Origin of the sequence: Streptomyces sp. NBC_00582, assembly GCF_036345155.1 — a bacterium.
In the GTDB taxonomy this organism is placed as follows: Bacteria; Actinomycetota; Actinomycetes; order Streptomycetales; family Streptomycetaceae; genus Streptomyces.
Window position 1 is genome coordinate 2,750,059 of the sequence record NZ_CP107772.1, and the last position, 13,739, is coordinate 2,763,797.

Sequence of the window (13,739 nt, forward strand, 5' to 3'; positions counted from 1 at the left end):
GAAGCACGCAGTGAGCGAGCCGTTTTCCGTCCGGATCACCGTCCGGGGATACGAGACGGACGTACAGGGCCACGTCAACCAGAGCGTGTACATCAACTACGCGGAGCACGCGCGCTGGTCCCTGCTGCAGGCCGCGGGCATCAGCCAGAACCGGCTGACCGGACAGGGGGTGGGGCCGGTGGCCCTGGAGACGACCATCCGCTACCGGCGCGAACTCCTCGCCGGCGACGAGATCGACGTCTCCTGCGCCTTCGAGTGGGGCGGCGGCAAGACGTTCCGCATCCGGCAGACCATCAGCAGGAGCGACGGCACGGTGGCCGCCGAACTCACCGCGGTCGGCGGGCTGCTGGACCTCAAGGAGCGACGCATGGTGGCGAACCCGCAGGACTACTTCAAGGAACTGGCGAGCGACCCGAGCCTGTTCGGGCTGTAGACACCCGCCGGATTGTTGGCGTGTCCCACTCACAGCGCGGTCCCACCCGTGTCCCACGGCATTCCCAAGATCCCGAGGCAGGCTCAACTGCCTTTGACAGCGCCCTACTCGGGAGATGACGTTGCCCTTTCCGCACGCACGAGCCGCCCGTCGCACCCTGCTCGCCGCCCTCGGCGGCGCAGCGCTCGCCACGCGGTGGCCGACGGCCGAGGCCGCCACCGCGACCGGACTCGCCGATCCGGAGAAGAAGGACATCGCCATGCGGCTGGTGTCCAGCGCGGAGAACTCGTCGCTGAACTGGAAGGCGCAGTACCCGTACCTCGAGGACATCGGCGACGGCCGTGGCTACACCGGCGGCATCATCGGCTTCTGCTCCGGTACGGGCGACATGCTCGCCCTCGTCGAGCTGTACACCGAGCGGCACCCGGACAACGCCCTGGCCGCTTGGCTGCCCGCCCTGCGCGCGGTGAACGGCACCGACTCGCACGAGGGCCTCGACCCGGGCTTCCCGGCCGCCTGGCGCACGGCGGCGAGGACGGCCGGGTTCCGCAAGGCCCAGCGCGACGAGCGGGACCGGGTGTACTTCGACCCGGCGGTCGCCCGCGGCAAGAAGGACGGTGTGGGCACGCTCGGCCAGTTCGCCTACTACGACGCCCTCGTGATGCACGGCCCGGGCACCGACGCCCTGAGCTTCGGCGGCATCCGCCGGCGGGCCGGGGCCCACGCGGACACCCCGGCGGACGGCGGCGACGAGACCACGTATCTGCACGCCTTCCTCGACGCGCGGGTGTGGGCGATGCGGCAGGAGGCGGCCCACCACGACGTGTCCCGCGTCGAGACGGCCCAGCGGGTGTTCCTGAAGAAGGGGAACCTCGATCTGGAGCCGCCGCTCAAGTGGAAGGTGTACGGGGACGGTTACGAGATCGACTGAGCCGGCACCGGGGTGACCGGGCCGGGGCGCGCGGTGACGGCGCGCCCCGGCTCCGGCCGCTCCGGACACCGCACAGACGTCCGGAGCCGCCGGCCGAGGGCCGTCCCCCTCGGCCGGAGCCTCGCCCCGGGTCAGGCCCGGGCGGTGATCTCGGCCAGTCGCCGGGCCTCCGCGCGTGTGGCGCGGGCGATCGCGTCCTCGTCGGCGGTGAGCAGCCGCCCGTTCTCGACGATCTGCCGGCCGTTCACGAACGAGGCGGTGACCGGGGCCGCCGCGCCGAAGACCAGGGCGGTCACCGGGTCGGCGATGGAGGCGTGGGCGAGGGTGTCCAGCCGCCACAGCACCACGTCGGCGAGTTTGCCCGGCTCCAGGGAGCCGATCTCGCGGGCCCGGCCCAGCACCCGGGCGCCGCCGTGGGTGCCGAGGCGCAGGGCCTGACGGGCGTTCAGGGCGGCCTCGCGGTGGGCGCCGAGGCGGTTGACGAGCAGGGCGTTGCGCAGTTCGGTGTGGAGTTCGCCGGACTCGTTGGAGGCGGTGCCGTCGACGCCGAGACCGACCGGGACACCGGCCGCCAGCATGTCGGGGACGCGGGCGATCCCGGCCGCCAGCCGCGCGTTGGACGACGGACAGTGGGCGACACCCGTCCCCGTGCGGGCGAAGGCGGCGATGTCGGAGTCGTTCATGTGGACGCAGTGCGCCATCCACACGTCCTCGCCGAGCCAGCCGGTGGACTCGAAGTAGTCGGTCGGTCCCCTGCCGAACAGCTCGTGGCAGAACTTCTCCTCCTCGACCGTCTCCGAGCCGTGGGTGTGCAGCCGCACGCCGAGCCGGCGGGCCAACTCGGCTCCCTGGCGCATGAGTTCGGTGGAGACGGAGAAGGGTGAGCAGGGGGCGACGGCGACCTGGGTCATCGCGTCGAAGGAGGCGTCGTGGTGCTCCCGGACCGTCTCCTCGGTGGCGGCGAGGGCCCCGTCGAGGGTCTCGACGGCGAAGTCCGGGGGCAGACCGCCGTCCTTCTCACCGCGGTCCATCGAACCGCGGGCCAGGGTGAAGCGGACGCCCATGCCCCGGGCGGCGCCGATGATCGCGCCGGAGAGGTCGCCGGTGCCCTTCGGGAAGACGTAGTGGTGGTCCATGGCGGTGGTGACCCCGCCCCGGGCCATCATCGCCAGGGATCCCTCGGCCGCCGCGCGGACCATCGGCTCGTCGATGCGCGCCCAGGTCGGATAGAGGGCGACCAGCCAGTCGAAGAGGTTGTGGTCGGTGGCCAGGCCCCGGGTGATCCACTGGTAGAAGTGGTGGTGGGTGTTGACGAGGCCGGGGGTGGCCAGATGGCCGGTGGCGTCGATACGGCGGACGACGTTCTCCAGGCCCTCGGGGGCCTTTCCCGCGCCGACCGCCTCGATGCGGTTTCCGGCCAGGACGACATGTCCGGCCGCGTACTCGGTGTCGTCGGCGTCGACGGTGGCGATCGAGCAGTTCTCGATGACGACGCGCTGGGGGGCTGCCATGGTCCGTCCTTCAGAGGTGGGTGAGGTCCGCCGGGATCTTCGCCTCGCAGCCGTCCCTGAGGACGGTGGCCTCGATCAGGCCGTAGGGGCGGTCGGCGGCGAAGTACACGGCTCCGTCGGCGGTGTCGTTCTTGAGCCCGAACGGCGCCAGGTCCACCAGGAAGTGGTGCTTGTTCGGCAGGGAGAAGCGGACCTCGTCGATCTCGTCGCGGTGCTCGATGATCCGCGCGCCCATGGCGTAGAGGGTCTGCTGGAGCGAGCGGGAGTACGTCTCGGCGAAGGCCCGCAGCAGATGCCCCTTGACCTCGGCGTACGAGGCGTCCCAGTCGGGGGCGTCCTGCGAATCGTCGCTCCAGTGGAAGCGCCAGCGGGCCGAGACGTCGGTGGCGAGGACACGGTCGTGGGCCTCGGGGAGGGTCGTGTACCTGTCCTTGACGTAGCCCCGGAACTCGGAGTCGGTCGAGTTCATGACGGTCAGGTCCTTGAGGCCGGAGACGACCTCCCAGGACGAGCCGTCGTAGGTGATCTGGGTGAGGCGGGTCTCCTGGCCCCTGCGGACGAAGGAGTGGGCGCCCTCCCCGGAGTGCTCGATGCGCTCCCAGGCGTACTCCTCCACCCGGATGCGGGCCCGGTGGATGGCGTCCTGGCTGGTGACGAAGTGCCGGGCGAGGTGGATGCCGAACTGTTCGGCGGAGTCGACGCCCTTCTCCTTGGCGAACGCGTACACCGTGTTCTTGGTGGTGTCGGTCGGCAGGACGTTGGCGTTGGAGCCGGAGTAGTGGACCTCGTCCATGTCGCCGGAGAGCGACACCGACACGTTCAGGTCCTTGATGTGGTGGGTGGCTCCGTCCCGCGTGATCCTGACGACGCGGTTCTCGGCCTTGCCGTACTGGTTCGGTCCCAGAAAGGTGGGCATGGGCAGCTAGCTCCCTCGGTATACGGAGTAGCCGAACGGGTTGAGCAGCAGCGGTACGTGGTAGTGCTCGCCCGGGACGACGGCGAACGTGATCGCCACCTCCGGGAAGAACACCGGGGCACCGCCGTCCCGATTCGCGGGGGCGTCCTGCTGCGCCTCGGCTCGCTTGTTCTCGACGTCTCGCTCGTTCCCGGAGTCCCGCTTGTCCTCGAAGTACGCCTCGACCGCGAAGTCGAGCCGTACCTGGAGGGTTCCCTCCGGCAGGGCCGGGAGGTCCTTGCACCGGCCGTCCGCGTCGGTCACGGAGCCGCCGAGCGCCTGCCAGTCCGCCTCCCGGCCCGTACGGGCGGAGAGCCGGACGGCGACGCCCCGGGCGGGGCGGCCGACGCTGGTGTCGAGGATGTGCGTCGACACCGAGGCGGTGGTGCTGGTGCTCATGGCGGGTCGGTCCTCCGCGACGAGTCGGGCCAGGCGGATACGGTTGATCTTGCCCAGTTCGCCGCGGACGATCTCGCGTTCCCGCTCCGGCGCGTTGCCGATGCGCTCCCGCACGGCGTCGCGCATCTCCTCGCCGGTGCGGCCGGTGGCGCAGATCAGGAAGACATGGCCGAACTTCTCCTGGTAGGCCAGGTTGAGTTCGAGCATCTCCGCCCTGAGGTCCTCGGAGGCGCCGGCCATGCCGCGCTGTTCGCGCGACGAGGTCGCGTCGCCGGGCCGGGGACGGCCGATCGGCGGATGCCCGGCCATCGCCTCCTCCAGGTCGGCCGCCGTCAGTTCCGCCATGGCGGTGTCGTTGGCGGCGTACAGCTCGTCGGCGGTGGTGTAGGGGCGGGCCGTGAGCAGCCGCGCCGCCCACGCCGTGGAGGCGCACACCTCACGGAGGGCGGCGAGCGCCCCGGACTCCCCGAGTTCGTTGAACCGGGCCAGGCCCGGGGGCGTGGAGTTCGACGTCACAGGGTCAGCTAACGCCTCCCCGCGCCCGGACGTCAACACTTTGTTGAAAACTTGGGTCCGCTCGGCCCCCTCCCGGTGGGGGTTTCAGCCCTTCTCCCGGTTCAGGTAGTTGTAGACCGTGAAGCGGCTGACGCCGAGCGCGCCCGCGACCGTCTCCACGCCGTGCCGTACGGAGAAGGCGCCGCGCGCCTCCAGCATCCGGACGACCTCCTGCTTGGCCTTGCGGTCCAGGTCGGCGAGGGGTTTGCCCTTCTTGCGCTCCAGGGCGGCCAGGATGTGGTCCAGGGAGTCGGCGAGCTGGGGCAGGCGTACGGCGACGACGTCGGCACCCTCCCAGGCGAGGACCACGTCGTCGGGGCCGGCCTCGTCGGGCGGGAGCATCTCGCCGCCCATCGCGTCGACCAGCGGCTTCACGGCCGCGATGAACGGCTCGTCGCCGGTGCCGGTCACGCCCCCTCCCCGTCGCCGTCCGCGTCGACGACGTTGACCTGGAGGGTGATCCGGGTGGCGCCCGCGCCGAGCGAGCGGCGCAGCAGGGCGTCCACGGCCGCGAGCACCGCGTCGGTACCGCCCTCCGCGGTGTTGCCGAACGGCCCGACGTCGACCGCGTCCAGGTCGGCGGCCTCGATCACCTCACGGGCGACGAGCGCGTGCGCGGGTGCCTCGTCGAGGTCGAAGGGCTCGGTGGTGAACTCCACTTTCAGTCGCATCGCGCCCCCACACCTCTCCGACCGGCCGCACCAGGACCCCGACCTTAACGGACCGGGACGGCGCACGCCCTTGACAAGCCCCAACCCCCCCGACAGTCTTCCAGTAAACAGAAAACAAGTTCCACTATACGGAAACACGAGACTACGGCCAGGAAGGAGCGCGGCATCCCATGGGAAGCGAGAACCGGCGCTTCGTCGTCAACCTGTCGATCCTCTTCACGGAACTCCCGCTCCTGGAGCGCCCCGCGGCCGCCGCCGCGGCCGGCTTCACGGCGGTCGAGCTGTGGTGGCCCTGGGTCGACTCCCCCACCCCCGCACGGTCCGAAATAGACGCCCTGAAGAGCGCGATCGAGACGGCGGGCGTCCGGCTGACCGGCCTGAACCTCTACGCCGGCCGGCTCCCGGGACCGGACCGCGGCGCCCTGTCGCTGCCGGGCGAGGAGTCGGAGCGCTTCCGCGCCAACATCGAGGTGGCCGCCGACCTCGCCGGTTCCCTCGGCTGTACGGCGCTCAACGCCCTCTACGGCAACCGCGTCGACGGCGTCGACCCGGCCGCGCAGGACGCGCTCGCCCTGGAGAACCTCGCGCGCGCCGCCCGGGCCGCCGACCGGATCGGCGCGATCCTGCTGATCGAGGCCCTGAACCGGCCCGAGTCCCCCCGGTACCCCCTGGTGAGCGCGGAGGCCGCGGTGGAGGTCGCCGACCGGGTGAACGAGGCTACGGGCCTCGGCAACGCGAAGTTCCTGATGGACCTGTACCACCTGTCGATGAACGGCGAGGACCTGCCCCGGGTGATCGACACCCACGCGGCACGGACCGGCCACGTCCAGATCGCCGACAGTCCCGGCCGCGGCGCGCCCGGCACGGGCTCACTGCCGCTGGCGGACCTCCTCGACCGGCTGGAGAAGGCCGGGTACGACGGCTGGATCGGCCTGGAGTACAAGCCCGGCGACCGCCCTAGCGCCGAGGCCTTCGACTGGCTACCCCGCGAGGCGCGCCCCGCCCGCTGACCCCCGTACGAGAGGCATCCCTCCATGAGCAACGCACCCCTGCCCAAGGTCGCCTGGATCGGTCTCGGCATCATGGGCTCCCCCATGTCCGAGAACCTGGTCGAGGCCGGTTACGACGTCACCGGGTTCACGCCGGAGCAGGACAAGCTGGACCGGCTGGCCGCCGCAGGCGGCACGGCGGCCGCCTCGATCGCCGAGGCCGTGCGGGACGCCGACGTGATCGTCACGATGGTGCCCGCCTCCCCCCAGGTCGAGGCGGTCGCGTACGGCCCGGACGGCATCCTGGACAACGCCCGCCCCGGCGCCCTGCTCATCGACATGTCCTCGATCACCCCGCAGACCTCCGTGAACCTGGCGGGGGCGGCGCGGGAGAAGGGCGTCCGGGTGCTGGACGCCCCCGTGTCCGGCGGTGAGGCCGGGGCGGTCGAGGCCGTGCTGTCCATCATGGTCGGCGGCGAGCAGGCCGACTTCGAGGCGGCGCGACCGCTGTTCGAGGCGCTCGGCAGGACCGTCGTGCTGTGCGGGCCGCACGGCTCGGGCCAGACCGTGAAGGCCGCCAACCAGTTGATCGTCGCGGTGAACCTCCAGGCGTGCGCCGAGGCCGTGGTCTTCCTGGAGAAGTCGGGCGTGGACCTTCGGGCCGCGCTGGACGTGCTCAACGGCGGTCTCGCCGGCTCGACGGTCCTGACCCGGAAGAAGGAGAACTTCCTCCGGCGCGACTTCCGGCCCGGGTTCCGCGTCGACCTCCACCACAAGGACATGGGGATCGTCACCGATGCGGCCCGTACGGTCGGCGCGGCCCTGCCGGCCGGGGCCGTGGTGGCCCAGCTCGTGGCCTCGCTGCGCGCCCAGGGCGACGGCGGCCTGGACCACTCGGCGCTGCTGCGGGGCGTGGAACGCCTGTCCGGCGCCCAGGTCTGAGGCGCTGCCCCGAAGACCTCCGGGCGGCGCCGCCGCCGACATCTGTCGTGTCGCGCCCAGGCGGCGGCACCGCCCGGAACCGGTGACAAGAGCGGCCCTCGGCGGCCGAGCGGCCCGCGTCGTACGGGCGGCCGGTCGGCATCCGGTGCGGGCCGGGTGAGGACCGCGGCGGCGTGCGCGCCAGTGCGGTGGCGCAAGGACCCGGATCCCGTTCCCGGCCCGAGGGAAGAGCGTGTCCGGTCCGTCGCAGCCGCCGCGGTCCCCGCCCACCCCGGACCCGTCCGGCGGCGCGACGGCCCCGACGCGCCCGGCCTCGCGCCGCCGGACGGCACCGCCGCCGGACGGCACCGGCGTCACCCGAGCTCCCCCGCGGGCCGCCCCCCGGGCCGCGGGGGCTTCTCCGCGTGCGGATCCGTCCGGGCCGCAGGACGCTGAAGGCATGGCACATCCAACGGAGCGTCCGCATGTCGTGGTGCATCCGCCGGCCCTCGACGGATCCCGGCGGGTCACCGAGGGCGACGAGACCCTCGGGATCGCCACGCACGCGGACGACGTCAGCGAGATCCTGCGCCTGGCCGATCTGTATGTGACCGACCTCGAGGAGAGCGACTTCATCGAGTGGCAGGGCGGTGGCCCCGACGACTGGCCGGGACTGCCGTGAGGGGGCGGCCGCCCCCTCACGCGCTGCCGGATCAGACTTTCGTCAGACCTTTCATCAGACCTTCAGCGGCCGGATCGAGGTCGGGGCGTGGCCCGGCTCCGTGGCTTGGTCACCGGCCGGGCGATCGAGGCGATGTCGACGGCCTGGAAGTCCTCCTTGTGGATCACGGCGGTCGGGGCCTGGCCCGTGACGCACAGGATCGGGATCGAGTCGCCGATCGCGGAGTAGAGGCCGGTGATCATGTCGGTGCCCGCGGGCCCCGACGTGCCGACGCAGACGCCGATGTTGCCCGGGTGGGTGCGGGTGTAGCCCTCGGCCATGTGCGAGGCGCCCTCGACATGGCGGGCGAGGGTGTGGTCGATGCCGCCGCGGTCCCTGAGCGCCGCGTAGAACGGGTTGATCGCCGCGCCGGGGACACCGAACGCGGCGGTGACGCCCTCGCGCCTGAGGATTTCGACTGCCGCGCGGGCAGCGGTCATTCGAGCCATCGCGTGCTCCTCTTCGGCTGCGGGAACCGCTCTCCCGTCGCACCCGCCGCGAGAACTTCCGCATCATGGAAACTATTTTCTGCTATCTGGAAGCAATGTAAGGGGGCTCGCGAAGGTCGTCAAGAGACGGACAGGAGGGGGGAGGGAGGAGGACGATGGGGCCATGTCCGAGAGCGTGGCGGTGCGCTGCCCGGCCTGCCGGCGCGAGCGTCTCTACACCGTGCCGTCCTATCTGTGCGCCTGCGGTGTCCCCGTCACCCCCGCGCTCGATCAGGGGGCGGCGCCGACCGCCGTCGTGCACCGCGCCTGGGACGAGGACTGGATCACCCTGCACTGCGGATCCTGCGGCCGCGCCGGCCAGTGGCCGCACCCGGAGCTGGGCTGCCCCTGCGGGACGGCACTGCGGCTCCCGGTGACCGGAGGAACGGGAGGGGCCGGAGGAGCAGGAGGGGCCCGAGGGACACCGCCCCGGGAGCGGGAACCCGGGACCCCCGCCGCCCGGCCCGTCGTCATCCGGACCGCCCTGGACGCGGTCACCGCCGCCGCCCTGTATCTGCGCCGGCTCGGCCACGGCGAGGTGCGGCGGGCCGATCAGCGGCCCACCCGCGGGATCGGTCTCGCCGCCCCCGGCCTGCTCGCCCAGGTCGACCCGAGTGTGCGCCCGGCCGCGCTGCGGGACGTGGAGTGTCTGTGGCTCACGGCGATGACCGAGTCCGCGGACTGCGTCTACTTCTGCCTCGCCGGGTACGCCGACGAGGCCCGCGCGGGCGCCGACCGGCTGCGCGTCCCGCTGTTCCTGCTCGATCCGACGGGCACCGCGCGACCCGTGAACGCGGCGGCCGCCGCCCTGGAGGCCGAGGTCCTCCGGGACGACGGCCACCGGCGGGCTCAACCGCCGTAGGTCTCCCGCAGTTCGATCTTGCGCACCTTCCCGGACACGGTCATCGGGAACGCCTCCAGCACCTGGAGCCTGCTGGGGACCTTGTAGTGCGCGAGCCGCCCCTCGCAGTAGGCGCGCAGTTCCTCCAGGGTGAGCGGGTCCGCGGCGTCCCGGGGGATCACGCAGGCGAGGACCTCCTCGCCGTACCGCTCGTGCGGGACGCCGACGACCTGGACGTCCCGGATCTTCGGGTGGCCGTAGAGGAACTCCTCGATCTCGCGCGGGTAGATGTTCTCGCCACCCCGGATGATCATGTCCTTGATCCGGCCGACGATCTCCACATAGCCGTCCTCGCGCATCACCGCCAGGTCCCCGGTGTGCATCCAGCGGCCCGCGTCGATCGCCTCGGCGGTCTTCCCGGGCTCGTTCCAGTAGCCGAGCATCACGCTGTAGCCGCGGGTGCACAACTCCCCCGCCCTGCCGCGCGGTTGCGTGACCCCTGTCGCCGGGTCGACGACCTTCACCTCGACGTGCGGCAGGACCCGGCCGACCGTGCCGGTGCGGTGCTCCAGGTCGTCGTCACGGCGGGTCTGGGTGGAGACGGGCGAGGTCTCCGTCATGCCGTAACAGATCGACACCTCGGCCATGTTGAGCTCCGTGACGACCCGCTTCATCACCTCCACCGGGCACGGCGAGCCCGCCATGATGCCGGTGCGCAGGGAGGAGACGTCGTACGACGCGAAGTCGGGCAGGCCCAGCTCCGCGATGAACATGGTCGGGACGCCGTAGAGGGAGGTGCACCGCTCCCGCTGGACCGCCTCCAGGGTGGCCCGCGGGTCGAAGGAGGGGGCCGGGATCACCATGCAGGCGCCGTGGGAGGTGGCCGCGAGATTGCCCATCACCATCCCGAAGCAGTGGTAGAAGGGCACCGGGATGCAGATCCGGTCCTGCTCGGTGTAGGCGATCATCTCGCCCACGAAGTAACCGTTGTTGAGGATGTTGTGGTGGGAGAGGGTCGCGCCCTTGGGGAAGCCCGTCGTCCCCGAGGTGTACTGGATGTTGATCGGGTCGTCGCAGGACAGGTCCTCGAACGGCACCGGTGTGGCCCGCGCGATCAGGGCCTCCCAGCTCGGATCGCCGATGAAGACGGTCTCCGTCAGCTCCGGGCAGCTTCCCCGCACCTGATCGACCATCGCCCGGTAGTCGCTGGTCTTGTGGCTGAGGGAGGCGACGAGCAGACGGACGCCGGCCTGGTTGAGGACGTACTCCACCTCGTGGGTGCGGTAGGCGGGGTTGATGTTCACCATGATCGCGCCGATGCGGGCGGTGGCGTACTGGACCAGGACCCACTCCGGACAGTTGACCGCCCAGATGCCCACCCGGTCGCCCTTGGTGATCCCGCTCGCGAGCAGCGCGTACGCCAGCTCGTCCACGTCGGCGGCGAACCGGGCGTAGGTCCAGCGCCGTCCCGAGGGCACGTCCACGAGTGCCTCGCGGTCGGGCCAGGCGGCGACGGCACGGTCCAGGTTGGCGCCGATCGTGTCTCCGAGCAGGGCCGTCCCGCCGGTCCCGTGCGTGTAGGAGGTCCCCGTCACCGGAAGTCCTCCTCGCGGAACTCGTCGGCCGAGCCCGCCGCCGTCGCCTCCCGCAGCTCGATCCGGCGGATCTTGCCGGAGACGGTCTTGGGCAGCGGGGCGAACTCCAGGCGGCGGATGCGCTTGTAGGGGGCGAGGACCTCCCGGGAGTGCTCGAACAGCACCTTCGCCGTGTCCGGACCGGGCTCCCAGCCCTCCGCGAGGACCACGTACGCCTTCGGCACGGCGAGGCGCAGCTCGTCCGGCGCGGGCACGACGGCCGCCTCGGCCACCGCCTCGTGCTCCAGCAGCGCGCTCTCCAGCTCGAAGGGGCTGATCTTGTAGTCGGAGGCCTTGAAGACGTCGTCGGCGCGGCCCACGTAGGTGATGTAGCCGTCGGCGTCGCGGGCGCCGATGTCGCCGGTGCGGTAGTAGCCGCCGGCCATCGCCTCCGCCGTACGCTCCGGATCGCCGTGGTAGCCGGTCATCAGGCCCACCGGCCGGGCCGACAGGTCGAGCGCGATCTCGCCCTCCGTCGCGCCGGGCGCTCCCGAGAGGGGATCCAGCAGCTCCACCCGGTAGCCGGGGCTCGGCCGGCCCATCGAGCCGGTCTTCAGCTCCTGCCCGGGGCTGTTGGCGACCTGCACGGCCGTCTCCGTCTGCCCGAAGCCGTCCCGGATCGTCACCCCCCACGCCCGTCGCACCTGTTCGATCACCTCGGGGTTGAGCGGCTCGCCGGCCGCCACCACCTCCCTCGGCGGGGTGGCGAGCTGGGTCAGGTCGGCCTGGATGAGCATGCGCCACACGGTCGGGGGCGCGCAGAAGGTGGTGACGCCGGCCCGGTCCATCTCCGCCATCAGCCGGGCCGGGTCGAAGCGCGTGTAGTTGTGGATGAAGACGGTCGCCTCCGCGTTCCAGGGCGCGAAGAGGTTCGACCAGGCGTGCTTGGCCCAGCCCGGCGAGGAGATGTTCAGATGCACGTCACCGGGCTGGAGGCCGATCCAGTACATCGTCGCGAGGTGCCCGACCGGGTACGAGGTGTGGGTGTGCTCGACCAGCTTGGGGCGGGCGGTCGTGCCGGAGGTGAAGTACAGCATCAGCGGGTCGTCGGCGAGGGTGGGGCCGTCGGGGGTGAAGCCGGCGGGCGCGGCGTACGCGTCCTCGTACGTCTGCCAGCCCTCGGGCGCGCCGCCGACCGCGATCCGGGTGTAGTCGCCGGGGACGTCGTCGAACTTGGCGGCGTCCTCGGAGCGCACGAGGACGTGCCGGACCCGGCCGCGCTCCACGCGGTCGCGCAGGTCGGCGGGGCCGAGCAGCGGGGTGGCGGGGATGACGACGGCGCGCAGCTTCATCGCGGCCAGCGCGGTCTCCCACAGCTCGGACTGGTTGCCGAGCATGACGAGGATCCGGTCCTCGGAGGCGACCCCGCGCCCGCGCAGCCAGTTCGCGACCCGGTCGGAGCGGTCGGAGAGCTCGGCGAAGGTCAGCCGGGTCCCGGTGCCGTCCTCCTCGACGATGTGCAGGGCGGTGCGGTCGTTGTCCTCCGCGATGACGTCGAACCAGTCCAGGGCCCAGTTGAAGTGCTCGGGGCGGGGCCAGGTGAAGCCCTCGTGGGCGGCGGTGTAGTCCTCGCGGTGGGCGAGCAGGAAGTCCCGTGCCCTGCGGAACTGCTCGGTGGCCGTCGTCATCGGTGTCCTCCTCGGTGCCGGACCATTGCCGGGCGGCTCTCTCCCATCGTGTAATCCGTGATGCGGGTCTCACTACCCCCGAACGGGGGGAGTGCGGCGCGCGGGGGTGACATGTGGGATCATCCCCAGCCACGCGGAAAGGGCGAGGACGTGGCAGCAGACCCAGCCGGTACGACGGAGATCCGCGGGGCGCTGGCGCGCCTGCGGCGTACGACGGGGCTGCCGGTCGCCTTCGGCGGCCTGGTGGAGCCGGGGCGTGCCCGGATGCGGATCAGCGAGTTCAGCGGCGCGGCCACGCTCGCGCTGCGGGGTGTGGTGGTGACGGCCGGCAACGGCCTCGGCGGCAAGGCGGTGGAGCGGGCCCGTCCGTGCGCGGTGACCGACTACTCGCTCTCCCAGCAGATCAGCCACGAGTACGACGCGGCGGTCGCCGAGGAGGGGCTGCGCTCGGTGCTGGCGATCCCGGTGGTGGTACGGCGCCGGGTGCGCGGGGTGCTCTACGGCGCGCTGCGCACCGCCCAGCCGCTGGGCGACCGCACGCTGAGCGCGGCGGTGGACGTGGCGCGGGACGTGGAGCAGGCGCTGGTCGTCGAGGACGAGGCGCGCGGTCTGCTGTCCGAGGCCGGGACGCGGACGCCCCTCGGCACCGCACCGGGGCCGGGGCCGGGGCCGGGCTGGGGGCAGGTCCGCGAGGCGCATGCCGCGCTGCGTGCGCTGGCCCCGCGGATCGGCGACCCGGAGCTGCGCGCGGAGCTGCTGGAGGCCTGCGGTCTGCTGACGCCGGGCGAGCCCGGGGAGCCGATCGTGCTCGCCCCGCGTGAGCTGGACGTCCTCGCGTGTGTGGCGGCCGGGGCGACGAACGCGGCCGCGGGCGACCGTCTGGGGCTGCGCCCGGAGACGGTCAAGGCCTACCTGCGCTCGGCGATGCGCCGGCTGGGCGCCCACACCCGCGGCGAGGCGGTGGCCGCGGCACGCCGGGCGGGGCTGCTGCCCTAGGGCCCTTCTGGGCCGACACGGTGGTTCCCGTCGGTAACAAGGGCATGGAAGAGTGCTCCCACACCG

14 protein-coding genes and 1 pseudogene are annotated in these 13,739 nt (G+C 72.3%); 7 read left to right on the plus strand and 8 right to left on the minus strand.

Going from position 1 to position 13,739, the window contains the following annotated elements; translation table 11 throughout:
- Positions 1 to 10: 10 nt before the first annotated feature.
- Positions 11 to 433 (plus strand): acyl-CoA thioesterase, encoded by a 423-nt coding sequence (locus OG852_RS11940; protein ID WP_133917759.1) that lies wholly within the window; start codon positions 11 to 13, stop codon positions 431 to 433.
- A 115-nt stretch (positions 434 to 548) separates the two neighbouring features.
- Positions 549 to 1,364, plus strand: a complete 816-nt coding sequence (locus OG852_RS11945) for a chitosanase (RefSeq protein WP_330347918.1) — start codon at positions 549 to 551, stop codon at positions 1,362 to 1,364.
- Positions 1,365 to 1,495: 131 nt separating this feature from the next.
- On the opposite strand, the gene OG852_RS11950 is transcribed toward OG852_RS11945, so the two are convergent.
- The 5 genes from OG852_RS11950 to OG852_RS11975 form a co-directional block, all read right to left on the minus strand.
- Positions 1,496 to 2,875 (minus strand): 8-oxoguanine deaminase, encoded by a 1,380-nt coding sequence (locus OG852_RS11950; protein WP_330347919.1) that lies wholly within the window; start codon positions 2,873 to 2,875, stop codon positions 1,496 to 1,498.
- A 10-nt stretch (positions 2,876 to 2,885) separates the two neighbouring features.
- Entirely contained in the window at positions 2,886 to 3,791 is a 906-nt protein-coding gene (gene pucL, locus OG852_RS11955) for a factor-independent urate hydroxylase (protein ID WP_133917762.1), read from the minus strand.
- A gap of 6 nt (positions 3,792 to 3,797) precedes the next feature.
- Positions 3,798 to 4,745, minus strand: a complete 948-nt coding sequence (gene uraD, locus OG852_RS50960) for a 2-oxo-4-hydroxy-4-carboxy-5-ureidoimidazoline decarboxylase (protein WP_133917763.1) — start codon at positions 4,743 to 4,745, stop codon at positions 3,798 to 3,800.
- 84 nt (positions 4,746 to 4,829) lie between these two features.
- Positions 4,830 to 5,195, minus strand: a complete 366-nt coding sequence (locus tag OG852_RS11970; RefSeq protein ID WP_133917764.1) for a helix-turn-helix domain-containing protein — start codon at positions 5,193 to 5,195, stop codon at positions 4,830 to 4,832.
- Positions 5,192 to 5,455, minus strand: coding sequence for a hypothetical protein (locus OG852_RS11975; protein ID WP_133917765.1), 264 nt, complete (start codon positions 5,453 to 5,455; stop codon positions 5,192 to 5,194). Before OG852_RS11975 ends, OG852_RS11970 begins: the two co-directional genes overlap by 4 nt.
- A 170-nt stretch (positions 5,456 to 5,625) precedes the next feature.
- Here OG852_RS11975 and OG852_RS11980 point away from each other — a divergent pair, with 170 nt between their 5' ends.
- The 3 genes from OG852_RS11980 (at position 5,626) to OG852_RS11990 (ending at position 8,047) form a co-directional block, all read left to right on the plus strand.
- Positions 5,626 to 6,465: a TIM barrel protein gene (locus OG852_RS11980; RefSeq protein ID WP_133917766.1), complete on the plus strand. Its 840-nt coding sequence runs from the start codon at positions 5,626 to 5,628 to the stop codon at positions 6,463 to 6,465.
- Positions 6,466 to 6,489: 24 nt separating this feature from the next.
- Positions 6,490 to 7,386, plus strand: a complete 897-nt coding sequence (locus OG852_RS11985; RefSeq protein ID WP_330347920.1) for a 2-hydroxy-3-oxopropionate reductase — start codon at positions 6,490 to 6,492, stop codon at positions 7,384 to 7,386.
- A 439-nt stretch (positions 7,387 to 7,825) separates the two neighbouring features.
- Positions 7,826 to 8,047, plus strand: a complete 222-nt coding sequence (locus OG852_RS11990) for a hypothetical protein (RefSeq protein WP_133917768.1) — start codon at positions 7,826 to 7,828, stop codon at positions 8,045 to 8,047.
- A 104-nt stretch (positions 8,048 to 8,151) separates the two neighbouring features.
- Here OG852_RS11990 and OG852_RS11995 read toward each other — a convergent pair.
- Positions 8,152 to 8,535, minus strand: a pseudogene (locus tag OG852_RS11995) (thiamine pyrophosphate-binding protein); the annotation flags it as partial.
- Positions 8,536 to 8,698: 163 nt separating this feature from the next.
- Between OG852_RS11995 and OG852_RS12000 the strand changes: the two are divergent.
- Positions 8,699 to 9,436, plus strand: a complete 738-nt coding sequence (locus OG852_RS12000; protein ID WP_133917769.1) for a hypothetical protein — start codon at positions 8,699 to 8,701, stop codon at positions 9,434 to 9,436.
- Here OG852_RS12000 and OG852_RS12005 read toward each other — a convergent pair.
- Both OG852_RS12005 and OG852_RS12010 read right to left on the minus strand, forming a co-directional pair.
- A complete protein-coding gene (locus OG852_RS12005; protein WP_133917770.1) occupies positions 9,424 to 11,010 on the minus strand; it encodes an AMP-binding protein in 1,587 nt (528 codons plus the stop codon). The two genes, OG852_RS12000 and OG852_RS12005, sit on opposite strands and share 13 nt — an antisense overlap.
- On the minus strand, positions 11,007 to 12,677 hold the full coding sequence (locus OG852_RS12010; protein WP_330347921.1) for an AMP-binding protein: 1,671 nt from the start codon (positions 12,675 to 12,677) through the stop codon (positions 11,007 to 11,009). Before OG852_RS12010 ends, OG852_RS12005 begins: the two co-directional genes overlap by 4 nt.
- A 150-nt stretch (positions 12,678 to 12,827) precedes the next feature.
- Here OG852_RS12010 and OG852_RS12015 point away from each other — a divergent pair, with 150 nt between their 5' ends.
- The gene (locus tag OG852_RS12015) at positions 12,828 to 13,673 is read left to right on the plus strand and encodes a helix-turn-helix transcriptional regulator (RefSeq protein ID WP_166663799.1); all 846 of its coding nucleotides are present in this window, start codon (positions 12,828 to 12,830) and stop codon (positions 13,671 to 13,673) included.
- Positions 13,674 to 13,739: the final 66 nt, after the last annotated feature.

Coding starts and splice junctions, on each gene's coding strand:
- OG852_RS11985 (WP_330347920.1), top strand. CDS start 6,490: ATGAGCAACGCACCCCTGCCCAAGGTCGCCTGGATCGGTCTCGGCATC.
- OG852_RS11950 (WP_330347919.1), bottom strand. CDS start 2,875: ATGGCAGCCCCCCAGCGCGTCGTCATCGAGAACTGCTCGATCGCCACC.
- OG852_RS11945 (WP_330347918.1), top strand. CDS start 549: ATGACGTTGCCCTTTCCGCACGCACGAGCCGCCCGTCGCACCCTGCTC.
- OG852_RS11980 (WP_133917766.1), top strand. CDS start 5,626: ATGGGAAGCGAGAACCGGCGCTTCGTCGTCAACCTGTCGATCCTCTTC.
- OG852_RS11975 (WP_133917765.1), bottom strand. CDS start 5,455: ATGCGACTGAAAGTGGAGTTCACCACCGAGCCCTTCGACCTCGACGAG.
- pucL (WP_133917762.1), bottom strand. CDS start 3,791: ATGCCCACCTTTCTGGGACCGAACCAGTACGGCAAGGCCGAGAACCGC.
- OG852_RS12000 (WP_133917769.1), top strand. CDS start 8,699: ATGTCCGAGAGCGTGGCGGTGCGCTGCCCGGCCTGCCGGCGCGAGCGT.
- OG852_RS12010 (WP_330347921.1), bottom strand. CDS start 12,677: ATGACGACGGCCACCGAGCAGTTCCGCAGGGCACGGGACTTCCTGCTC.
- OG852_RS11990 (WP_133917768.1), top strand. CDS start 7,826: ATGGCACATCCAACGGAGCGTCCGCATGTCGTGGTGCATCCGCCGGCC.